Source organism: Rhodococcus sp. 06-462-5, assembly GCF_002258315.1.
Taxonomy (GTDB): domain Bacteria; phylum Actinomycetota; class Actinomycetes; order Mycobacteriales; family Mycobacteriaceae; genus Rhodococcoides.
Genome location: NZ_NOYD01000013.1, coordinates 427,135 through 449,326, shown reverse-complemented (window position 1 = coordinate 449,326; position 22,192 = coordinate 427,135). Strand labels below are relative to the sequence as shown.

19 protein-coding genes and 2 tRNA genes are annotated in these 22,192 nt (G+C 64.7%); 9 read left to right on the top strand and 12 right to left on the bottom strand.

Going from position 1 to position 22,192, the window contains the following annotated elements:
* Positions 1–5: 5 nt before the first annotated feature.
* Complete coding sequence (locus tag CH251_RS09440) at positions 6–1,199, top strand: Ig-like domain-containing protein (RefSeq protein ID WP_094612973.1); 1,194 nt, start codon at positions 6–8, stop codon at positions 1,197–1,199.
* A 19-nt stretch (positions 1,200–1,218) separates the two neighbouring features.
* On the opposite strand, the gene CH251_RS09435 is transcribed toward CH251_RS09440, so the two are convergent.
* The 3 genes from CH251_RS09435 to orn all read right to left on the bottom strand — a co-directional run bounded on the left by CH251_RS09435 (position 1,219) and on the right by orn (position 3,059).
* Positions 1,219–1,980, bottom strand: coding sequence for a M23 family metallopeptidase (locus tag CH251_RS09435; RefSeq protein WP_094612858.1), 762 nt, complete (start codon positions 1,978–1,980; stop codon positions 1,219–1,221).
* A 314-nt stretch (positions 1,981–2,294) separates the two neighbouring features.
* A tRNA-His gene (locus tag CH251_RS09430) sits at positions 2,295–2,370 on the bottom strand.
* 77 nt (positions 2,371–2,447) lie between these two features.
* Positions 2,448–3,059 carry an oligoribonuclease gene (orn, locus tag CH251_RS09425; RefSeq protein ID WP_094612972.1) on the bottom strand — a complete coding sequence of 204 codons (612 nt, stop codon included), beginning with the start codon at positions 3,057–3,059 and terminating at the stop codon, positions 2,448–2,450.
* A gap of 94 nt (positions 3,060–3,153) precedes the next feature.
* On the opposite strand from orn, the gene CH251_RS09420 reads away from it, so the two are divergent.
* A complete protein-coding gene (locus CH251_RS09420) occupies positions 3,154–4,878 on the top strand; it encodes a helicase HerA-like domain-containing protein (protein WP_094612971.1) in 1,725 nt (574 codons plus the stop codon).
* Here CH251_RS09420 and cmrA read toward each other — a convergent pair.
* The 3 genes from cmrA to CH251_RS09405 are packed head-to-tail and all read right to left on the bottom strand — an operon-like array spanning position 4,875 to position 8,271.
* Positions 4,875–5,678 (bottom strand): mycolate reductase, encoded by an 804-nt coding sequence (gene cmrA / locus CH251_RS09415; protein ID WP_094612857.1) that lies wholly within the window; start codon positions 5,676–5,678, stop codon positions 4,875–4,877. The genes CH251_RS09420 and cmrA overlap by 4 nt on opposite strands.
* Before the next feature lie 23 nt (positions 5,679–5,701).
* On the bottom strand, positions 5,702–7,747 hold the full coding sequence (locus CH251_RS09410; RefSeq protein ID WP_094612856.1) for an NADPH-dependent 2,4-dienoyl-CoA reductase: 2,046 nt from the start codon (positions 7,745–7,747) through the stop codon (positions 5,702–5,704).
* Positions 7,744–8,271 carry a PadR family transcriptional regulator gene (locus tag CH251_RS09405; RefSeq protein ID WP_037193201.1) on the bottom strand — a complete coding sequence of 176 codons (528 nt, stop codon included), beginning with the start codon at positions 8,269–8,271 and terminating at the stop codon, positions 7,744–7,746. Before CH251_RS09405 ends, CH251_RS09410 begins: the two co-directional genes overlap by 4 nt.
* Positions 8,272–8,354: 83 nt before the next feature.
* On the opposite strand from CH251_RS09405, the gene CH251_RS09400 reads away from it, so the two are divergent.
* The gene (locus tag CH251_RS09400) at positions 8,355–9,677 is read left to right on the top strand and encodes an MFS transporter (protein ID WP_094612855.1); all 1,323 of its coding nucleotides are present in this window, start codon (positions 8,355–8,357) and stop codon (positions 9,675–9,677) included.
* On the opposite strand, the gene CH251_RS09395 is transcribed toward CH251_RS09400, so the two are convergent.
* Both CH251_RS09395 and CH251_RS09390 read right to left on the bottom strand, forming a co-directional pair.
* Positions 9,674–10,498 (bottom strand): alpha/beta fold hydrolase, encoded by an 825-nt coding sequence (locus CH251_RS09395; protein ID WP_094612970.1) that lies wholly within the window; start codon positions 10,496–10,498, stop codon positions 9,674–9,676. The two genes, CH251_RS09400 and CH251_RS09395, sit on opposite strands and share 4 nt — an antisense overlap.
* A gap of 29 nt (positions 10,499–10,527) precedes the next feature.
* Positions 10,528–11,178 carry a TetR family transcriptional regulator gene (locus CH251_RS09390; protein WP_179273731.1) on the bottom strand — a complete coding sequence of 217 codons (651 nt, stop codon included), beginning with the start codon at positions 11,176–11,178 and terminating at the stop codon, positions 10,528–10,530.
* Positions 11,179–11,349: 171 nt separating this feature from the next.
* On the opposite strand from CH251_RS09390, the gene CH251_RS09385 reads away from it, so the two are divergent.
* The 3 genes from CH251_RS09385 to CH251_RS09375 all read left to right on the top strand — a co-directional run bounded on the left by CH251_RS09385 (position 11,350) and on the right by CH251_RS09375 (position 13,966).
* Complete coding sequence (locus CH251_RS09385) at positions 11,350–12,462, top strand: ferredoxin reductase (RefSeq protein ID WP_094612854.1); 1,113 nt, start codon at positions 11,350–11,352, stop codon at positions 12,460–12,462.
* 62 nt (positions 12,463–12,524) lie between these two features.
* Complete coding sequence (locus CH251_RS09380) at positions 12,525–13,709, top strand: acyl-CoA desaturase (RefSeq protein ID WP_179273730.1); 1,185 nt, start codon at positions 12,525–12,527, stop codon at positions 13,707–13,709.
* 23 nt (positions 13,710–13,732) lie between these two features.
* Positions 13,733–13,966: a hypothetical protein gene (locus CH251_RS09375; RefSeq protein WP_094612967.1), complete on the top strand. Its 234-nt coding sequence runs from the start codon at positions 13,733–13,735 to the stop codon at positions 13,964–13,966.
* Positions 13,967–14,032: 66 nt separating this feature from the next.
* Here the strand turns inward: CH251_RS09375 and CH251_RS09370 are convergent, their stop codons facing one another.
* The 3 genes from CH251_RS09370 to CH251_RS09360 form a co-directional block, all read right to left on the bottom strand.
* Positions 14,033–15,160: a class I SAM-dependent methyltransferase gene (locus CH251_RS09370; RefSeq protein WP_094612853.1), complete on the bottom strand. Its 1,128-nt coding sequence runs from the start codon at positions 15,158–15,160 to the stop codon at positions 14,033–14,035.
* Entirely contained in the window at positions 15,157–16,299 is a 1,143-nt protein-coding gene (locus CH251_RS09365; protein WP_094612852.1) for a N(5)-(carboxyethyl)ornithine synthase, read from the bottom strand. Before CH251_RS09365 ends, CH251_RS09370 begins: the two co-directional genes overlap by 4 nt.
* A gap of 71 nt (positions 16,300–16,370) precedes the next feature.
* A tRNA-Arg gene (locus tag CH251_RS09360) sits at positions 16,371–16,443 on the bottom strand.
* A 145-nt stretch (positions 16,444–16,588) separates the two neighbouring features.
* On the opposite strand from CH251_RS09360, the gene CH251_RS09355 reads away from it, so the two are divergent.
* Both CH251_RS09355 and CH251_RS09350 read left to right on the top strand, forming a co-directional pair.
* Positions 16,589–17,746, top strand: a complete 1,158-nt coding sequence (locus CH251_RS09355; RefSeq protein WP_094612851.1) for an XdhC family protein — start codon at positions 16,589–16,591, stop codon at positions 17,744–17,746.
* Positions 17,747–17,790: 44 nt separating this feature from the next.
* The gene (locus tag CH251_RS09350) at positions 17,791–19,854 is read left to right on the top strand and encodes a cytochrome c oxidase assembly protein (protein ID WP_094612850.1); all 2,064 of its coding nucleotides are present in this window, start codon (positions 17,791–17,793) and stop codon (positions 19,852–19,854) included.
* Positions 19,855–19,866: 12 nt separating this feature from the next.
* On the opposite strand, the gene CH251_RS09345 is transcribed toward CH251_RS09350, so the two are convergent.
* Positions 19,867–20,292 carry a MarR family winged helix-turn-helix transcriptional regulator gene (locus tag CH251_RS09345; protein WP_256978921.1) on the bottom strand — a complete coding sequence of 142 codons (426 nt, stop codon included), beginning with the start codon at positions 20,290–20,292 and terminating at the stop codon, positions 19,867–19,869.
* 146 nt (positions 20,293–20,438) lie between these two features.
* On the opposite strand from CH251_RS09345, the gene CH251_RS09340 reads away from it, so the two are divergent.
* A complete protein-coding gene (locus tag CH251_RS09340) occupies positions 20,439–22,187 on the top strand; it encodes an ABC transporter ATP-binding protein (protein WP_094612848.1) in 1,749 nt (582 codons plus the stop codon).
* Positions 22,188–22,192 lie beyond the last annotated feature (5 nt).

Below are 22,192 nucleotides of genomic sequence, written 5' to 3'. Positions count from 1 at the left end.
GGTTCATGAGGGTGTATCGCGGATTCGTACTCGCCGCGGTGGGAGTGGTTGCTTCGGTGGCAGTCCTGTCGGGATGTAGTTCTGCATCGGACATCTCCGAACCGTCGGTGCCGATCGATTCCAATCCGATGACCGAGCTGATGAAGCCGAAGCTGACCTCGAGCGTCCTCGACGGTGCCGTCGGCTTCTCGCCTGCGGACCCGGTGACCGTCTCGGTCGCCGACGGCAAATTGTCCTCGGTGACGATGCTCAACCCGGAGGGCGAGCCGGTCTCGGGTGCGATTTCGCCCGACGGATTGTCGTGGACCAACACCGAACCGCTCGGCTACGACCGTCAGTACCGCATCCAGGCCGACGCGTACGGACTCGGGGGAGCGTCGAGTACCGTATCGAGCTTCACCACCAGCCAACCCGGCAACTTCACCAAGCCCTACGTTCTGCCGAACCCGGGCGCAGTCGTCGGAATCGGTCAGCCGGTCGCGGTTCAGTTCGACGAACCGATCACCGACAAGGTTGCCGCGCAGAACGCCATCACCGTCACCACGACGCCCGCCGTCGAGGGCGCGTTCTACTGGGTCAACAACTCCGAGGTTCGCTGGCGTCCGCAGAACTACTGGGCACCGGGTACGAAGGTGGACGTGGCGGTGAACGTGTACGGGCGCGATCTCGGTGACGACATCTTCGGCCAGGAGAACGCCACGACGTCGTTCACGATCGGTGACGCCGTCATCGCCACCGCCGACGACAACACCAAGCAGGTGACGTTCAACGTCAACGGCCAGGATGTGATCACCATGCCGACGTCGATGGGCAAGGACAGCACCCCCACCGACAACGGCGTCTACATCATCGGCGACCGCTTCGAGCATCTCGTGATGGATTCCTCGACCTACGGTGTGCCGGTGAATTCGTCGAGCGGATACCGCACTCCGGTCGACTGGGCGACGCGAATGTCCTACAGCGGCATCTTCTTCCACTCCGCACCGTGGTCGGTGGGACAGCAGGGTTATTCCAATGCCTCGCACGGGTGCCTGAACCTGAGTCCCACCAACGCGAAATGGGTCTACGACAACACCAAGCGCGGCGACATCGTCGTCGTGAAGAACACCGTCGGTGGAACGCTGTCGGGTACCGACGGCCTCGGTGACTGGAACGTCCCCTGGGACGAGTGGAAAGCCGGGAACGCCACCACGGTCTGACCTGACGCGGTCCGGCCGATCAGCTTCGGTCGCGAGTCTGGTACAGCGAGGGGTCGATGCCCAGGGTCTTCAGGTATGCCACCGGTTCGATACTCGAACCGTTGTTGCGTACCTCGAAGTGCAGGTGCGGTCCGGTCGAATTTCCGGTGTTGCCGACTGCGCCCAGTACGTCGCCCGGCGCCACCTCGTCGCCGACCGCGACGTCGATGCTGGACTGATGGCCGTAATAGGTTTCGGTGTTGCCACTCTTGACCCGGACGAGCTTGCCGTAGCCGTCGCCTGCGTCTCCGGCCTGAACGACGGTTCCGCCGGTCACCGCGTAGATGGGGGTTCCGCTGTCCGCAGCGAAGTCGACGCCCTGGTGGTACTGCGATCCGTTGCCGGTGGGGTTGTTGCGTCCGCCGTAGCCCGAACTGATGCGGTACTTGCCTGCCTCGATGGGGAGCACCGCCCCGCCGAGTCCCACGGTCGGGGGCGCGATCGGTAGTTCGATCTCGGGCAGGTCCGCGGTGGACGGTGCATCGGCTACGTCGGGTGCCGTGAGCACGTCGCTGTCGAGGACGATTGCGGCGACCTGGTTGATGAGTACGCCGGTGGCGTCCAGAACGGCAGCGAGAATGGCGGCCCGTTGCTGCGCATCGGGCTGCGGTATCGGGATCTGGGGGAGGTCGATCGTGGGTTGAGCGGTGGCCACCGCCGGGCTGAGCACGCCGGTTGTGCCGATGCACAGTGCTGCCGACAAGATCGAACCCGCTATGACTCTGTGCATTCTGCGACCCACGAAAAGCCTCCTCGTCTGCGTCCTCCGCGCACCGTCGGATGGGTGCGCGCAGGACGTAAGAACATGTTCGGTGACGCTTCGGGGCACGCTGAACTCACGTAGCAAAAAACACATGAATCACATTGGTACTTTTCTTCCCCAAAAGTGCCATTGGTAACCGTACGTCACATTAACCCCACAGGAAACCTGAAAGTTGAATTACAACAACGTAATTCGAGGTCAGGGTGGGTGCTGGGGTGACGAGGTGGCCCTCAGGGGCGGCGAATGAGCGCACGAAAAAGGCCGGTCTCACGAGGAGACCGGCCTTGTTCGTATGGGGTGAGTGACGGGACTCGAACCCGCGACACCCAGGATCACAACCTGGTGCTCTACCAGCTGAACTACACCCACCATGTCCACATCAGCAGAACCCTTTCGGGCTCTCCATCAGCAGCGTCGACAATACTAGCGGGTTGAATCCCGGGTTGCTAATCCGCCCCTGCTTGCGTGTCGAGATCCTGAACGACTGCCGCGATATCGCTGGTCGAGGGCCCAGGCTGCGCTACGAATGCCGTACGGCGGTAGTACTGCAGCTCCTTGATCGACTCCTTGATGTCCGCAAGGGCCCGGTGGGCAAGGCCCTTGGCAGGCTGTCCGTAGTAGATCCGTGGGTACCACCGGCGGGAGAGTTCCTTGATCGAGCTCACGTCGATCATGCGGTAGTGGAGGTAAGTATCGAGCGCGGTCATGTCGCGGGAGATGAATCCGCGATCGGTCGCGATCGAGTTTCCCGCGAGCGGAACGGTCCCGGCCACCGGGACGTGCTCCTTTATGTACGCCAGTACACGCTGCTCGGCTTCCTCCAGTGTCACCGTCGACGCGCGCACCTCGTCGGTCAGGCCCGATTTGGCGTGCATGTCGGTGACGACGGCAGGCATGTTCGCCAACGCGTCGTCGTCGGCGTGGATGACGATGTCGACACCCTCCCCGAGGATGTTGAGCTCACTGTCGGTCACGAGCGCCGCAATTTCGATCAGCTTGTCCTTGCTCAGGTCCAAGCCGGTCATTTCACAATCGATCCACACGAGTTTGTCCTGCACTCGCACCACACTAGTGCGAGCTGCGATGCCACTAGGGTTTGCGGTGGCGATCGAGCCAGATCAGCATCAGCACACGTTCATGGAGGACGCGGACATGACAGTCGACCCGACGCAGCCGGAACCCACGCTCAGCCCGGCAGAGAAGGCGAAGGCTGCCAAAGCCGCCGCCGTCGAAGCGGCACGGGTGGCGGCCGAAGCTCTGGCTGCAGCGGACGCCGCCGAGGCCGAGGCGCTCGCAGCGGAAGCAGGTACTGCTTCGGGCTCGACCGGTAAGGCTGCCGAGATCGCCGCCGGATACGCGTCGGAGGGTGCCGCATTGGAATTGGGAACCGTGGTGCTGGACGGCGTCACCGATCCGTCTGCGCGCATCCGAATTCCGTTGGCCACGTTGAACAGACACGGTCTCGTGGCCGGGGCCACCGGAACCGGAAAGACGAAGACCCTGCAGGGCATCGCCGAACAGCTTTGCGCCGCAGGCGTTCCCGTGGTCATGGCCGACGTCAAAGGCGACCTGTCGGGCCTGTCGAGGCCCGGTGAGGACAACGAGAAGATTCGCAGCCGCGCCGCCGATACCGGGATCCCGGACTGGGCCCCGGCCGGCCATCCGGTGGAGTTTCTCTCCCTCGGCACCGAAGGAATCGGAGTGCCGGTCCGCGCCACCATCACTGCGTTCGGGCCGATTCTGCTGAGCAAAGTGTTGGGGCTGAACAACACTCAGGAATCCACCCTCGGCTTGATCTTCCACTGGGCCGACTCCCAGGGTCTCGCGCTGCTCGACCTCAAGGACCTGCGATCGGTGATCATGCACCTGACCAGTGACGAGGGCAAGGCCGACCTCAAAGGCATCGGCGGAGTCTCCTCGGCGACCGCAGGCGTCATTCTGCGCGCACTGGTCAATCTCGAAGCAGACGGCGGCGACACCTTCTTCGGCGAGCCCGAGCTCGAGACCGAGGACCTCCTTCGCGTCGGGCCGGACGGCCGAGGCGTCATCACGCTGTTCGAGCTCGGAGCGCAGGCATCACGGCCGGTGATGTTCTCCACCTTTCTGATGTGGGTGCTGGCGGACCTGTTTCAGACGCTGCCCGAGGTGGGCGATGTCGACAAACCCAAGCTGGTCTTCATCTTCGACGAGGCGCACCTGCTGTTCGCCGATGCGTCCAAGGCATTTCTGCAGCAGGTGGAGCAGACCGTCAAGCTCATTCGCTCGAAGGGCGTCGGCGTCTTCTTCTGCACGCAGTTGCCCACCGACGTCCCCAACGATGTTCTCTCTCAGTTGGGCGCGAGAATTCAGCATGCCCTTCGCGCGTTCACGCCCGATGACCAGAAGGCGTTGAACAAGACGGTGCGCACGTATCCCAAGACCGACGCGTACGACCTCGAGAAGGCACTGACGTCGTTGGGTACCGGCGAGGCCATCGTGACGGTGCTCTCGGAGAAGGGTGCCCCGACGCCCGTGGCCTGGACCAAGATTCGCCCGCCGCGCTCGTTGATGGACACCATCGGCAACGACGCCATCGCGGCGGCCGCGTCGTCGAGCACACTGTCCGCGAAGTACCGCGAGACGATCGATCGCGAATCGGCTTACGAGCGGATGAACGCGCGTGTGGCGAACGTGCCCGCTCCCGCCGAGAAGTTCGACATCCCGCCGCTGCCTGCCGATCTGCCCGACCTACCTCCGAGCGAGCCGGAGGGCCCGTCGGCTGCGGAGCGCATCATGGGCAACCCGGCGGTCAAGAGCTTCCTGCGATCGGCCGCCTCGGCTGCCGGGCGGGAAATATCGCGCAGTATCTTCGGAACCGGACGACGACGCCGGCGCTAGCCGCCGAGCTTCTTGTAGAAGCTGCCGATGATCGGTGCGGAGATGCTGCGCGGGCTGTACTGCCCGGCGACCGACATACCTTTGCTCAGCAGGCCCGGTACGACGCGCATCTTGTTCTTCTCCAGGCCGTCGAGGGACAGCTTCGCGGTGTAGGCGCTGTCGATCCACAGAAAGTCGGGAACCATCTTGTCGACGATCGAGGCCTCGGCGGGATCGGGTGTCTCGGTGCGGACCGGGCCGGGAGCGAGCAGGGTGACGTTGACACCGGTGCCCGCGAGCTCACCGCGAAGCGATTCGGAGAACGTGTTGACGAAGGCCTTGGTCGCGGCGTACGTCGCGTTGTTGGGGATGGCCATGTTGCCTGCCGCCGAACCGGTGATGAGAATGCCGCCTGATCCTCGGCCGATCATGCCTGGCATGACCGCCAGTGTGAGGTCGTGTACCGCAACGGCATTGAGCTCGACCTGGTCTCGCTCGTACGCCGGATCGAGACCGGCCACCGGCCCGAACGTCGCAATACCTGCGTTGTTGCACAGGATGGAGATCTCGCGCTCGGAGAGCTCGGTGACCAGCTCCTGTCGCTGCTCACGATTCGACAGATCCGACTGACGAACCTCGACGGCAACGCCGTGCTCGGCCGTCAGCTTCGCAGCCAACGCCTCGAGCAGTTCGCCGCGTCGGGCCACCACGATCAGCGAATATCCGCGGGCGGCGAGTTCGGTGGCCAGGGCTTCACCGATTCCGGAGGAGGCTCCGGTGACGACGGCGCGGGCATCTGGGCTGGGCTTGGGCAGGCTCACGGTGAGACAGGCTAGCGGACAGATCAGATCGTGGCCGCGAGCCGGGTGCCCTGCTCGATGGCCCTCTTGGCGTCGAGCTCCGCTGCGACGTCTGCACCGCCGATGACGTGCGTGGTGGTGCCCGCGGCCTTCAGTTCGTCGACCAGGTCGCGTACCGACTCCTGGCCCGCGCAGATCACGATGGTGTCGACCTCGAGGACGCGCGCACGTTCGTGCTTGTCACCGAACGAGATGTGCAGCCCCATGTCGTCGATCTTCTCGTAGTTGACGCCCGAAAGCTGATGCACACCTTTGGCTTTCAGTGCAGCGCGATGGACCCAGCCGGTCGTCTTCGCCAGTCCTGCACCGATGCGTCCGGCCTTGCGCTGGAGCAGATACACCTCCCGCGGAGACGGTGCGGGCACCGGAGTCGTCAACGCCCCCGGTGCGGCCTCGGGCTCGGTGACGCCCCACTCCTGCTTCCATTCCTTCAGATCCAACGTGGGCGAGGCGTCGGTGGTGAGAAACTCGGAGATGTCGATACCGATACCGCCGGCCCCGATGACCGCGACCCGATCGCCGACGGGCCTGCCGTCGCGCACCAGTTCTGCGTACGACAGCACCGACGGATGCTCGATGCCAGGGATACTCGGAATCCGGGGAGTGACGCCGGTGGCGAGCACCACCTCGTCGAACTCGCCCGCAATCAGCTCTGCGGCGGTGGCCCTGGTGTCGAGGTGCACCGCGACGTCGGCGGAGCGCAGGGCGCTGGAGAAGTACCGGATCGTTTCGGCGAACTCCTCCTTGCCGGGAATGAGCCGAGCGATTCCGAACTGCCCGCCGATCTCGCCCCTGGCCTCGAACAGGCTGACGGCGTGTCCGCGCTGCGCGAGATTGAGTGCGGCGGCCAGTCCTGCGGGTCCGGCTCCGACGACGGCGACCTTCTTGGTCTTCTTCGTCGGCAGCAGCTGCAGGTCGATCTCACGGCCGGCTCGCGGGTTGACCAGGCAGGAGACCTTCTTGTGCACGAAGGCGTGGTCCAGGCAGGCCTGATTGCAGGCGATGCAGGTGTTGATCCGGTCCGCGGAGTCGGTAGCGGCTTTCTCGACCCAGAACGGATCGGCCAGCATCGGCCTGGCCATCGCAATCAATTGGGCGTCGCCGCGCGCCAGGATGTTCTCGGCGATCTCGGGCATGTTGATGCGATTGGACGCGGCGACGGGGATGGCCACGTGCTTCTCGAGCTTGCCGGTGATGTCCGCGAATGCAGCTCGTGGAACCGAGGTGACGATGGTCGGCACTCGCGACTCGTGCCAGCCGATGTCGGTGTTGATGATGTTCGCACCCGCAGCCTCGACGTCCTGCGCCAGCGCGACGATGTCGTTCCAGCTCTGGCCCTGCTCCACCAGATCGGCCATCGACAGCCGGAAGACGATGAGGAAGTCGGGGCCGACGGCTGCCCTCGTCTGCCGGACGATCTCCACGGCCATTCGCCGACGGTTCTCCGCCGAACCGCCCCACTCGTCACGCCGCTTGTTGGTGCGCTCGGAGAGGAACTGGTTGATGAAGTAGCCTTCACCGCCCATGATCTCGACTCCGTCGTATCCCGCACTCCGGGCCAGCCGGGCGCAGCGTACGAAGTTGCGGATCTGCCAGCGGACGCCCCTCGAGGTGAGTCGCCTGGGCCGAAAAGGATTGATGGGGGCCTTGATCGAGGACGCCGACACGCTGAACGGCTGGTACGAGTAGCGCCCGGCATGCAGGATCTGCAGTGCGATCTTGCCACCCTCGGAATGGACGGCAGCAGTGATTCGGCGATGCCGGCGGGCTTCGATGCGATTGGTCAGCTTGGCTCCGAACGGCAACAGCCAGCCGGTGCGATTGGGGGCATAGCCCCCGGTGATGATGAGTGCGACTCCGCCGCGGGCGCGCTCGGCGAAATAGGCCGCCAGGCGGCCGGTGTCGCGGGCGCGATCTTCGAGGCCGGTGTGAATCGATCCCATGATCACGCGGTTCTTCAGCGTGGTCGCGCCGACGTTCAACGGCGACAACAGAATCGGATACGGGCCAGTGGTCTGCTCGGTCTTCACAGCTTCTCCAATACCTCGGTGCACCACTCGGTGAATCCTTCTTCGACGCGAATTCCGCCGCGCAGCACCAGGTATTGATGCAACGCGGTGCCGGTGAGGGCAGCGGGGGCCGGAAAATCCTGCTTCTCGATCAGTCGATAGACGTCGAGGCGGGTGGCATGTACATCGCGATGGCGGGCGACTTCGACCTTGAGAGCATCGATGTCACCGTTGGCCGCACCGCGGATCTTGACGGCGAGCTCCTCGCGTAGTTGCGAGGGGTCGGTCGGCGCGGCGATCCAGCGATCGAGCTCCGCTCGGCCCGCAGCGCTGACGGAGTAGACCTTCTTGTCCGGCCGGCCGTCCTGCGCTACTGCCTCACCGGTGATCCACCCGGCCCCGTCCATCCGCGTGAGTGTGCGGTAGATCTGCTGGTGCGTTGCGCTCCAGAAGAATCCGATGGACTTGTCGAAGCGGCGGGCAAGCTCGTATCCCGAACCACTGAGCTCGGTGAGGGAAACCAGAATCGCGTGTTCCAAAGCCACACCCGAGAGTATGTATGCAACGCGGTGCCTATGCAACTAGGTGCACCTCGATCGGAGTCCGTCGCGGACTAGTGTTGGCAACCATGGGAACCCAGCCGGAGGCCGCTGTCGTCGGAGTCGCCACTACGCGCAAGCAGGTCATGGCCTGGGGGTTCTGGGACTGGGGCTCGGCCGCGTTCAACGCCGTTGTTCTCACGTTCGTGTTCTCGGTGTATCTCACCGATGCCGTCGGTGACGACCTGCCCGGTTCGATCTCGGCCACCACCTGGTTCAGCTGGACGATTGCCGTGTCCAGCGTTGTCATCGCACTCCTCGCGCCGGTCTGCGGGCAGTATTTCGACGCGCGTGGCAAACGCAGGTGGCTGCTCGGGGTGTTGACCACGCTGACGGTCGTCGCCATGGCCGGGTTGTTCTTCGTCCGAGACGACTACCACTATCTGTGGCTGGGCCTGCTGCTGCTCGGTCTGGGTTCCATCATGTTCGAGCTGGCCAGCATTCCGTACAACTCGATGCTGCGGCAGGTCTCCACTCCGGCGAACATCGGCCGAGTATCCGGGTTCGGTTGGTCCATGGGCTATTTCGGCGGAATCGTACTGTTGCTGCTGTGCTACGTCGGCTTCATCGTCGGCGATGGCGACACCCGCGGGGTCCTCGGTCTGAGCACCGACGGCGGACTGAACATCCGGCTCGTCGCTCTGCTCGCTGCCGTGTGGTTCGCCGTCTCGGCCCTCCCGGTGATGTTCGCCGTTCCCGAAGTGCCGCGAGCCGTCGCCGATCCGAAGGCCGCCGAAGCCGGCTTCGCAGCCTCGTACCGAGTTCTGTTCCGCGATGTTCGTGAGCTGTGGAGCGCAGACCGCCGCGCCGTCCACTACTTGATCGCCAGTGCATTGTTCCGTGACGGACTGGCGGGCGTCTTCACCTTCGGAGCCGTACTCGCCGTGAGCGTCTACGGCATCGGTGCGGGCGACGTTCTGCTGTTCGGCGTCGCTGCCAATGTCATCGCCGGTCTCGGAGCCATCGTCGCCGGACGGTTCGACGACCGAATCGGTCCGAAGAAGGTCATCGTCTTCTCCCTCACCTGCATGATCGCCGCCGGGACCATTCTGTTGTTCGTCTCGGGGCCGACGATGTTCTGGATTTTCGGGCTGATCCTGTGCCTGTTCGTCGGACCGGCGCAGTCGTCCGCGCGCACGTTCCTGGCACGGCTGGCTCCGCCGGGACGAGAAGGTCAGTTCTTCGGACTGTTCGCAACGACGGGACGCGCCGCGTCGTTCCTCGCGCCATCGCTGTTCGGTCTGTTCGTGTGGATGTTCGACGCCGACCGCGCGGGTATCGCCGGGCTGATACTCGTCCTCGCTGCCGGGCTGCTCGCCCTGCTGAAGGTGCGGGCTCCCGAGCGGGTCTAGACCGATTCGATACGGGCCAAGATCTCGGCCGTCAGTTTTCCGGGCGCTTCCTCCGGGATCCAGTGCGAGATGCCGTCCAGTTCGACGAATCGGTAAGGTGCATCGACGAATTCGCCGCAGCGCTCCGCTCCCGCTCGACCGATGGCGGTGTCGCCGTTGCTCCAGAGGTAGGTGGTGGGCACTGTCACCGGAGGGAGGTTCGCGAATTCCCTGGTCATCGCGGCGTACCAGCTCGATGCGGCCGTCAGCGCACCGGGGACGGTGAGATGGCGGACGTATTCGTCGTCGAGGCTGTCCGCGCCGAACATCGCTCTGAGCCGTTGTGCGCCGTTCTCGACCAGAACTCGCTCGGCCTTCTCCGGTTCTCGGAGCAGGCCGAAGTACTTCGATCGCTCCTGCTGATCCGGATCCTCACGGATGGCCCAGTTGAACGCCGCCGAATGCGGGACCGACGCCGCCGTGAGCGTGCGCACGCGGTCCGGATGCTCGGCCGCCACGTGCCAGGCGACCACCGCACCCCAGTCGTGTCCGACCAGATGCGCCGATGGCAACTCGAGTGCGTCGAGCAGGCCGAGTATGTCACCGGTGAGACGTTCGATGCGGTAGTGCTCGACGCCGATCGGGCGGGCACCGGGGGAGTAGCCGCGCTGGTTCGGGGCGATCACGCGACAACCCGCGTCGACGAGTCCAGGTGTCACGGCGGTCCACGACGCGTTGGTCTGCGGAAAGCCGTGCAGCGCAACCACCGGCACACCGTCCGACGGGCCCGCCATCGCAACGTCGAACACGTACTCGCCGACACTTATCTCGGTCATGAACATCCCTTCGCGGCCGTCTCGTTCTCGAACGGTCAGGCCCGTCGTGGTTCCCATCGGCTCATCCCGAGCATGATCATGCGAATCTGCTTCTCGGTCCGCTGGATCAGATCCTTCTCGTTCGCACTACCCGGTCTGTCGATTTCCAACAGACCGACCACCGCAGTGAGCATCGTCGAGACGAGCAGATCGGCGGTCATCTCCAGATCGGCGACGTCCCACTGTTCCAGGCCCGGCATACGGGAGAGGTCGATGGTCAACTCGCTGACGAACAGTCGCAGCTCGGTGGCGAAGGCGCGGCGCACTTCGGTGACGCCGCCGTACCGCTCGCGACTGAGAAATCGGAACTGATCCTCGTGGGTGCGGACCTGGCGAACCAGGATACCGAAGGACTCGGTGGCCGTTTTGGCGCTCGGGTTGCGCCGGGCGTCGCGCAGCATCTGTCGCAGCATGCGCATGCTGTCCTCGACGAGAGCGACGCCGAGGTCCTCCATGGACGCGAAATGTCGGTAGAACGCGGTGGGGACGATGCCGGCGGATCGGGCGACCTCACGCAGGCTGACGCTGGCGAAAGAACGCTCGCGCAGCAGGTCGAGGGTGCCCTCGATCAATGCCTGACGCGTGCGCTCCTTGCGCTCGGCACGGGTCCCCGGTTCTGTCACGACGTCCAGTTTATGGGCGCGCATTCTGTGATCTCCCTTCCGGTTCCTCCCCGGCACCCGCGGAAGTGCCGATTCGCTCTGTAACGGCCGTCACATAAACGTTGACAGGTACCGGTGTCGCTCTGCCACACTCATGTTAGTGCACAATCGTTCACTGAATGGGTCGTAGGTTTCGATCCGGTTAGGGAGGATGGAATGACGCTTCAAGAACGTTCGTCGCGGACCTCGGGTTCGCGCAAGTTCTCGCTTCTTTCCCTGTTCGAGGCCATGGCCACACCTCACGCGCTCGACCGGTACCTCGAACTGGTCGATCCCATGACGACCGTTCGAGACCTGCGCGGTGAGGTAACCGAGATACATCGGTCCACCGAAGAGTCGTTGACTCTCACCATCCGTCCCACGCGTCAGTGGAAGGGATTCAAGGCCGGTCAATTCGTTCAGGTCGGCGTCGTGATCGACGGGGTTCGCCACACCCGCTGCTACTCGCCTGCCTGCTCCCAGTACCGCGCGGACGGCCGGATCGAACTGACGATCAAGGCGCATCCCGAGGGCCTGGTCTCGCAATACCTGCACAAGAACGCGTACGTCGGCCTGGTGGTCAGCCTGTCGCAGGCAGACGGCACGTTCGAGCTTCCCGAACCACGCCCGGCAAAGACGTTGCTGATCAGCGGTGGCAGCGGCATCACGCCGGTGCTGTCGATGCTCAGGTCGCTGCTGGACGAGGGGTATAGCAGCGACCTGACCTTCCTGCACTACGCGTTCACCGAGAACGACGTCGCGTACAAGAAGGATCTGGAGAAGATCGCTGCAGAGCACGAGAACGTGAACATCGTCTTCGCGTACACCGAGCAGAAGACGGGCGGCGACCTGTACGGGTTCTTCGGGCAGGAACATCTCGACGCAGTGGCCCCGTGGTTCGCCGAGGCCGACACCTTCCTCTGCGGACCTCCCGGACTGATGAAGGGCGTGACCTCGTTCTTCGACGACGCAGGTCTGGGCGAGCGGTTGCATCTCGAGGAGTTCACGCCCTCGTTCGCCACCGTCAGCGACGACGTCACCGGAACCACGACGTTCTCCGCCAGCGATGTGTCCTCGGAGAACGACGGCGAGACGCTGCTCGACCAGGCCGAGGCGGCGGGCCTCTCACCGGCCAACGGCTGCCGAATGGGAATCTGCTTCACCTGCACCTCGGTGAAGAAGTCCGGCTGCACGAAGAACATCAAGACCGGTGAGACCGACACCGAATCGGACAAGAAGATCCAGCTGTGCGTGTCCGTTGCCGTCGGCGACGTCGACATCGACATCTAGATCCACCTCGAACACAGACGACCCAAGACCCATCTCGACCCGATCGAATTGGAGATCATCAGATGCTCGGAACGATTCTCTCGATCCTGCCCACCACCGTCCTGCCTTTTCGCCGCAACGAGACGTTGCTGGACGAGCCGACCGTGCTGACCTACGAACAGGTCCAGGAACTCGGCCGCGAGCTCGACGACCTGCGCGCCCGCACCGTCGCCAAGCTCGGCGACGAGGACCGCGAGTACATCTACAAGATCATCAAGGCCCAGCGCGGCCTCGAGATCACCGGACGCGCGTTGATGTACCTGCCCTTCCTGCCGCCTGCATGGCTGGCCGGAGTCGGTGCCCTCGGCGTGGCGAAGATTCTGGACAACATGGAGATCGGCCACAACGTCATGCACGGCCAGTACGACTGGATGCGTGAGCCCGGCCTGAACTCCGAGGTGTTCGAGTGGGACACCGTCTGCCCGGCGGATCAGTGGAAGCATTCGCACAACTACATGCACCACACCTTCACCAACATCGTCGGCATGGACCGCGACATCGGTTACGGCGTGCTGCGCATGGACCAGGAGCAGAAGTGGAACCCGTACTACCTCGGTAACCCGGTCTACGCGTTCCTGCTGATGACGTTCTTCGAGTGGGGCGTGATGCTGCACGACCTCGAAACCGAGAACATCGTCGCGGGCAAGCGCAAGTGGCACGACGTGAAGCCGCTGCTGCAGGGCATGTGGCGCAAGGCGGGCAAGCAGGCGCTCAAGGACTACGTGATCTTCCCAGCGCTGACCGGGCCGTTCTTCGTCTCGACCGTGGTCGGGAACGTGGCCGCGAACCTCATCCGCAACGTGTGGACCTACTCGATCATCTTCTGTGGACACTTCCCGACCGGTGTCCAGACGTTCAGCCAGGAAGAGACTGCAGAGGAGACCCGCGGCGAGTGGTACGTGCGGCAGATGCTGGGATCGGCCAACATCGAGGGCACCCCGCTGTTCCACATCATGTCGGGCAACCTCTCGCACCAGATCGAGCACCACCTGTTCCCCGATCTGCCTGCACATCGTTACCCGCAGATCGCGCCAGAGGTCAAGGCCCTGTGCGAAAAGTACGACCTGCCGTACAACACCGGCGGCTTCTTCCACCAGATCGGCACCGTGTGGGGCAAGATCTTCAAGCTCGCGCTGCCCAACTCGCTCACGGGATCGGCGGCTCCGGCCGGTGTTATCGTCGAGCGTAAGAAGACCAGCGCAGCGTGACGACTTCGAAGGGGGCGGTCCTGTTGGTAGGAAAGTTCGAGCGCAACAAGGACACCGTGCAGGAATTCACCGAATCGGCCGCGGAACACGTCGGCCGGATCGTGGTGATCATCGCCGGAGCCGTCCGCGACGTCACTCGCGAGATCGGTGACCTGATCACCGACGGAATCGAAATGCGTGAGGCGGCGAAGAAGGCGGAGCGTGACGCACCGCTGGGCACCGTGATCAACGGCGAGTTCGAGACCCGCGAACGGTAGAGCAGTACGCGACAGAGGAAAGCGCCGCCCGAGCATTGCTCGGGCGGCGCTTTCGTGTACCCAGGGTCAGCGTGCGCGCAGCCGCCACAACGACGTGGTTTCGCGCGAGCGGGCCTCGTGCAGCACGTCGGAGCTGTCGGTGACGCGTGAATGCGTCGGGGTGGTGTCGGTGCGGCCGACGACGATCAGGCCCGCAGCGTCGATGGCGGTGAGAAGGTCTGCACGAGTGACCAATTCGAGCAGTTCGGCGAGGTCGGAAACCACCAGCCACGCCTCACCGTGAGGTGTCAGATGCCCGCGGAGTCTGCTGAGGAAGGATTTGAGCATCCGGGAGCCGGGGTCGTACACCGCATGTTCGATGCCCGATGTCGGCTTCGTAGGAATCCAGGGCGGATTGCACACGATCAGTCCCGCGCGCCCGGACGGGAAGATATCGGCCTGCACCACCTCGACCCGATCGGTGTACCCGAGAGCATCGATGTTGGCTCGTGCGCACGCGACCGACCGCGGATCCTTGTCGGTCGCGACCACCGAGGTCACCCCGCGCCGGGCGAGTACCGCAGCCAGCACGCCCGAGCCGGTACCGATGTCGAACGCTCGGTCCGTGTCCGGCAGCGGGGCGTCGGCGACGAGCTGAACGTACTCACCGCGGACGGGAGAGAAGACTCCGTAGTGCGGGTGGATCGAGGCGTCGAGCGCCGGAACGAAGACGCCCTTGCGGCGCCACTCGTGTGCGCCGACCATGCCGAGGAGTTCGCGCAACGAGAGCACGCACGGCGCAGCGTCAGGGCCGAGAGCCTCCGTCACGGCCGCCCGCACGTCCGGTGCCCGGCCGAGATCGAGACGGACATCCGAATCGAGTTCCACCAGAAGCATTCCCAGCACTCGCGCGCGTCGCGCTTGGTACTGGCGGTGCAGATGGAACCGCTCCGCCCCCGACGCGTCCGGCAGGTGTTTGGCGGCCGGTATCCGTCGGGTCATCGCCGACAACAGCTGTCGAGCGTTGTTGTAATCGCCGCGCCACAGCAAGGCCTCACCGATCGTGGCCATCTTGTACGCCACGTCCGCGGTGGTCGAATCGTTCACGATCCGCACCACTCGGGGTGGGGGAGCGCCGTTCTCGGACTGCCAGCGAGACGTCCGCTCGCTGCCGTCCTCGGTCCAGCCGATGCTCGATGCGGCGTCCTCGTTCATGCTGCGGTGTGCGGGTACTCCGCACTGCGGTGTTGGAACGCAAGGATATTGGGGTTCACGATGACGCCGTTCCTTATCTCGATCGATCGCTCGATCGTGGCATCACTGCTCCAGGCAGAGGGGCCGTCGAGGACGGTTCGCAGATACGGCAGCAGTGATTCGCTGATCTCCCAGGTGGCCGAGTTCCACAGATAGGACGGGCTGTGGTCGACGGCGTAGTACTTGACGTTGTCGCCGACGGTGAACATGGGATCGGTGAACGAGGTGGGCCTGGCCCACTCGAAGCCCATTCCCTCGTCGCAGGAGACGTCGACCACGAGTGTGCCGGGCGCGAGAGTGGGCAGATCGTCGTTGGTCAGGAACGTCAACGGTGCATTGGTGTCCTGCAGAACACAATTGACGATCACGTCGTGGTCGGCGAGGAACTGGGAGAGCGGCACCCGACCCTCGGGCGTGAGAGCTCGACTCCGTCTGGGATCGGCGTCGTCGAGATCGAAATTCACGATGTTGGCCGAATGAATGGGCGAACCGACGGCCGTGACACCGCGTTGTGTCAGGACGTCGACGTCGTGGATGCCGTGCGCGTTCAGAGCGGTGACCGCACCGCGGGCCGTGGCCCCGAAACCGATGACCGCGGCACGCAACCGTCGGCCGTAATCGCCCGTGGAACCGATCAGTTGCAGTGCGTGCAGCACCGAGCAGTAGCCGGCCAGTTCGTTGTTCTTGTGGAACACATGGAGATTGAACCAGCCGTCCTGCGTCCAGTGGTTCATGGCCTCGAACGCGATCAGTGTCAGCTTGCGTTCGACGGCGATCTGGGTAAGGGCTCGATCCTGGACGCAGTGCGGCCACCCCCACAGGGTCTGCCCGGGTCGCAGCGCGGCGAGATCCTCGGCCTGCGGCTTCGGCAGCAGGATCACATCGCATCGAGCGATGAGTTCGGCACGGGTGCCGATGCCCGCCACCTGGGCGGCCAAGTGCTCGTCGGACATTCCGAACGGTTCGCCGTAACCGGATTCGATGAACATTCGGGCTCGGATGTCGGCATCGATGCGATCGAGATGAAGTGGATGAATCGGAAGTCGCCGCTCATTCGGCTTGCGTGAACGTGAGAGGACTCCGAGAGTGAGCTGATGCACGTGTGACCCTTCGTTACCTCGAAGTCAACCACAGCGGGCTGAGGCGTCACGCGTTCGTGCTGGTCAGAGGGTGCCCCCGGCAGGATTCGAACCTGCGACCAAGGGATTAGAAGGCCCTTGCTCTATCCCCTGAGCTACGGAGGCTGGCGCGTGCGGGGTGGACCCGCTCGAGCACGGTTGACGAGTGTACCTTTCCGCCCGTGCCGTCGAAGCAGGCACGGGTTGAGCTGGCATCCTGAGGGGAGCCGGTGTTCTCGGAATCCTTCCGACCTGTGCCGAAGGAGGTTCGATGCACGACATCTTGGACGACGTACTGCACATCTGGCAGTCCGGCGACGTGGCAGCGGTCGCGACGGTGGTTCGCACCTTCGATTCGGCACCGCGTCCGGTCGGGGCGTCGATGGTTGTCGGTCCGGACGGTGCCGTTGCCGGCTCGGTCTCGGGCGGCTGTGTCGAGGGTGCGGTCTACGACCTCGCACAGGACGTGATGGATTCCGGCGCGCCGGTTCTCGAGCGATACGGGATATCCGACGACGATGCCTTTGCCGTCGGGCTCACCTGCGGCGGAACGCTCGACGTGTTCGTGCAGCAGATCTCTCGACACACGTTTCCCGAATTCGAGGCTCTCGTCGCGGACGTGCGTGGCAACGTGCCCGTGGCGATGGCGACCGTCGTCGCCCACACCGATCCGGAACGGCTCGGCCGCAGGATCGTCGTCGGAGAATCGGGTACCCGTGGCTCGCTCGGCAGCGCTCGCGCCGACGCGGCCGTGACCGACGATGCGAAAGGGCTTCTCGCGGCCGGTCGTTCGGCCGTCCTGACCTACGGGCCGGACGGCCAGCGACGGGGGGAGGGGATGGAGGTGTTCGTCTCGAGCCACGCTCCGCCGCCTCGGATGCTGGTGTTCGGGGCCATCGATTTCGCCGCCGCGGTCGCGCAGCAGGGTGCATTTCTCGGTTACCGCGTCACCGTCTGTGATGCGCGTGCCGTCTTCGCGACACCGCAGCGGTTCCCCGCCGCCGAGCAGGTCGTGGTCGCGTGGCCGCATGACTATCTGGCCGAGCAGTTCGCGGCGGGAGAGGTGGATGAACGCACCGTCGTCTGTGTGCTGACCCACGACCCCAAATTCGACGTGCCGCTGCTCGAGGTGGCGTTGCGCATTCCCTCCCTGGCGTTCGTCGGTGCGATGGGATCGCGCCGTACCCACGACGACCGCACGGCTCGGTTGCGTGCGGCGGGTCTGACGGAGACCGAACTCACTCGTCTGGCGAGTCCGATCGGGCTCGACCTCGGGGCGCGGACGCCTCAGGAGACCGCGGTATCGATCGCAGCGGAGATCATCGCCCACCGTTGGGGCGGTACCGGTGAACCGCTGCGCGCCCGACACGGTCGCATCCATCACGACGAGACCGAAGCTGTGAGTACGGGTAAGTACGACGCTGTGTAGGACTCGCGTTTCGACTACCGCCGATCAACTCTTACTCTGGTGGTATGGCAACACCGGATCTCGAGAAGACCGAACCCTCGACCGCTGAACTGCAGGCGGACGATGTCCGGGCGGATGTGGATCCGCGTTCGGCCACGACGACGGTGTTCGTCACCGCGGGCGTCATCGCCGGTGTGGTTGCCGCGCTCATCGTGATGCTCTCCGCGTCCGACGCCTTGGTGTTGCTCGGAATCCCGGACCCGGGCCCGGCCACCACCTATGGTCTGCCTGCCCTGCGGGCGATCGGCGAGATCGCTGCCGTCATCGCCATCGGATCGTTCCTGCTGGCCGCGTTCCTCGTGCCGCCGCAGAAGAACGGCGTGCTCGACGTCGACGGGTACCGCGCCGTGCGCACCGGTTCGGTCGCCTCGATCGTCTGGGCCGTCTGCGCGCTGCTCCTGGTGCCGCTGACACTCTCCGACACGTCCGGGCAGCCGTTCACCGAAGCCATCAAGCCGGCGAACCTCTGGATCGCGCTCGACCAGGTGGAGATCGCCAGCGCCTGGCGTTGGACGGCCATCATGGCCGTTGTGCTCGCTATCGCGTCGCGCACGGTGTTGCGGTGGGCCTGGACGCCCGCGCTGCTCGGGTTCTCCCTGGCCACGCTGCTGCCCATCGCATTGAGCGGCCATTCCTCGGCTGGTGGATCGCACGACATCGCCACCAACAGCTTGATCCTGCACCTCGGGGCCGCGTCGCTCTGGGCGGGCGGACTGTTCGCCCTGCTGGCCCACGTCCGCAGGCGTGGCGCGCACTCGGACGTCGCGGCTCGCCGCTTCTCGACCATCGCCGGCATCTGCTTCGTCGTCATGGGTATCAGCGGAATCATCAACGCTCTGGTCCGAGTCTCGATCGCAGACCTGTTCACCACCACCTACGGCTTGTTGATCGTGGGCAAGATCCTCGCGCTGATGGTGCTGGGCGGCTTCGGCTGGATGCAGCGGCGCCGCGCACTGCCTGCACTGATCGACGACCCCACCGCCCGCGGGCCGCTGCTCCGATTCGCCGGGGCCGAGGTGCTCGTCCTTGCGGCGACCATCGGCCTGGCCGTCGGGCTCGGACGAACCCCGCCTCCCGCCGAGATCGACCCCAACCTCACGCCCACCGAGGCGGCCCTCGGGTACAACCTGAGCGGCCCGCCGACGTTCGCGCGAATGGCTCTGGACTGGCGCTTCGATCTGATCTTCGGAACCGCTGCGATCGTCATGGCCGTGGTGTATCTGATCGGCGTTCGCCGTCTGCGGCTGCGCGGCGACGCGTGGCCGGTGGGCCGCACCGTCGCTTGGGTCCTGGGCTGCCTGACGCTGCTGATCAGCACGTCCTCGGGAATCGGTCGCTACTCCACGGCCGTGTTCAGCGTGCACATGACCGGGCACATGATGCTCTCGATGCTGGCACCCGTCCTCCTCGCGCTCGGTGGTGCGCTGACGCTGGCATTGCGGGTGCTGCCCGCGGCAGGCAAGGACGGCGTCCCCGGAATGCGCGAATGGCTGTTGCTCGGACTGCACAGCCGGATCTCGCAGTTTCTGACCCATCCGCTCGTCGCCTCACTGATCTTCGTCGGCGGCTTCTACGTGCTGTATCTCGGCGGAATCTTCGGAGCGGTCCTGGACAGTCACGGCGCACACCTGCTGATGAACCTGCACTTCGTGCTCAGCGGCTACCTGTTCTACTGGACGGTCATCGGCGTCGATCCGTCTCCGCGCAAGATCGCTCCGGTCACCAAACTCGCCGTCGTCTTCGGTTCGCTGCCCTTCCACGCTTTCTTCGGGGTGGCACTGATGAGCATGAACACCGTGATGGGTGCCTGGTTCTACCGGACGCTGGGGCTGGACTGGAACTCCGACCTGCTCGGGGATCAGAAGCTCGGCGGCGGTATCGCCTGGGCCACCGGCGAGGTTCCGCTGGTGCTCGTCATGCTGGCGCTGCTGATCCAGTGGTCCCGCAGCGACGATCGGGACGCCAGGCGTGGTGACCGGGCCGCCGAGCGCGATCACGATGCCGATCTGGCTGCGCACAATGCGATGTTCGCCGAGCTCGCTCGACGCGATCGGACCGGCGAGCAGTAGTCGGCCTCCGGGTCAGTCGGTCTCGGCGATCTTGCTCAACAGTCGATTCAGCTCGACGCGTTCCGCCGGCTCGAGGCCGTCGAACATTTCCGAGGACACCTGACGGCGCGCGTCGTCGATTCTGTCCAGCAGTGCACGGCCCGTATCGGTCAGCTCCACCAGGACCGCTCGCCGATCGCTCGGATCCTGTTGCCGCGTCACCAGGTGCGCCGCCTCGAGAGAGTCGACGATGTCGGTGGCCGATCGTGCCACGATTCGCAGGTGCTCGGCGAGATCGCGTAGTCGTACGGACTCGGGCTCGCGGGCCAACACGTGCAGGGCTCGGCTCTGCGAAGGATTGAGGCCGAACGGTTCCAATGCAGTCATGTGGCTGCGCCGGATCTGCCGCGCGACGGCCATGAACTGCTCGCTCAGGTTGGGCGAGTGTCCGGTTTCCATGCAAGGGATCATAGCGACGGTTGCTCGTTACCTCATAGTGAGGTAGCCTCTGCATATTGCTTCAGCTACCCCGCGCTTCTACTTCTCCGGAGGTCTACTTGGAAAGCCGACCCGAACGTTCTCTCCTCGCGTCCGACCCAGCACCCGTGCGCCGAGTCCTGGCTCTGTTCACGCCCTACCGACGCAAGATCGCAGTCGTCAGCGCGATCATCGTCGTCAGCGCGATCATCGCGCTCGCGTCCCCCTTACTCCTTCGCGAACTCCTCGATCACGCGATACCCGACCGCGACGTCACACTCGTCAGCCTCATCGCACTCGGCATGATCGCAGTTGCAGTCGCCACCAACACTCTCGGCGTCGTACAGACCTGGATGTCCAACGGCGTCGGTCAACGACTCATGCACGATCTACGCGTCCAGGTCTATTCGCACCTGCAACGCCAGTCTCTCGGATTCTTCGCGCGCACCCGCACCGGCGAGGTCCAATCACGCATCGCCAACGACATCGGCGGCATGCAATCGGTGGTCACCAACACCGCAACGTCCATCGCGCAGAACGCGACGACCGTTGCCGCGACGGTGGTTGCACTCTTCCTGCTCGACTGGAAGCTCGCCACGTTCTCGTTGATCATCCTGCCGGTCTTCGTCCGCGTCGCTCGCCGCATCGGCGACGAACGGCGCAAGATCTCCACGAAACGACAGAAGTTGCTCAGCGACCTGTCGGTGCAGATCGAGGAATCACTCTCGGTCAGCGGCATTCTGCTGGGCAAGACCACCGGTTCCGCCCAGGCACTGACCGACAAGTTCGCCGACCGATCCCACGAGGTCGCGGGCGTCGAACTCGCGGCCATGATGGCAGGCAAATGGCGCATGGCCACGATCCAGATCAGCTTCGCCGTCATGCCGGCCCTGGTGTACTGGTTCGCCGGCATCACCATCGGGCAGGGGAGCGCACTGACGATCGGAACCCTCGTCGCGTTCACCGCTCTGCAGACCCAATTGTTCCGGCCGACCATGCAATTGCTCAACACCGGCGTCGAGGTGCAGGCCTCGCTCGCCCTGTTCGGTCGGGTATTCGAGTACCTCGATCTGCCGATCGACGTGGCCGAGCCCACCCATCCAGTGAAGCTGCCCCGGGAGACCGTCCGCGGAGACGTCGCGTTCCGCGCCGTCGACTTCACCTATACCGCAGCAACGGTCCCGACGCTGTGCGGCATCGACCTCGAGGTCCCGGCCGGCAGCACTCTCGCTCTCGTCGGCGCCACCGGCTCCGGAAAGACGACTCTGGGCTATCTCGTTGCGCGGCTGCACGATCCGACGGCCGGATCGGTGACCATCGACGGCATCGACCTGCGAGAGCTTGCGTCGGAGACCATCGCCGACCTGGTCGGCGTCGTCTCCCAGGAGACGTACCTGTTCCACGCCACCATTCGAGAGAACCTGCGATTCGCCAAACCCGACGCCACCGACGAGGAGATTGTCGCGGCCGCCCGAACGGCGCAGATCCACGACTTCATCGACGGTCTCGACGACGGCTACGACACCATGGTCGGCGAACGCGGGTACCGCTTCTCGGGCGGTGAGAAGCAGCGCATCGCCATTGCCCGAACGGTGCTGCGCAACCCGCCGATCCTGGTGCTCGACGAAGCGACCAGCGCCCTCGACAATCGCACCGAACGAGCAGTGCAAACCGCGCTCGACGGCCTGATGGAAGGGCGAACGACCATCCTCATCGCGCATCGACTTTCCACGGTGCGCTCCGCGGACCGCATCGCGGTACTCGACCACGGCGTCGTTCGCGAGGTCGGAACCCACGAGTCCCTGCTGGAGAACGACGGCATGTACGCCCAATTGGTCCGTGCCGCAGACGATGTGGTGGACAGTGTGGCTGCATGAGAGTG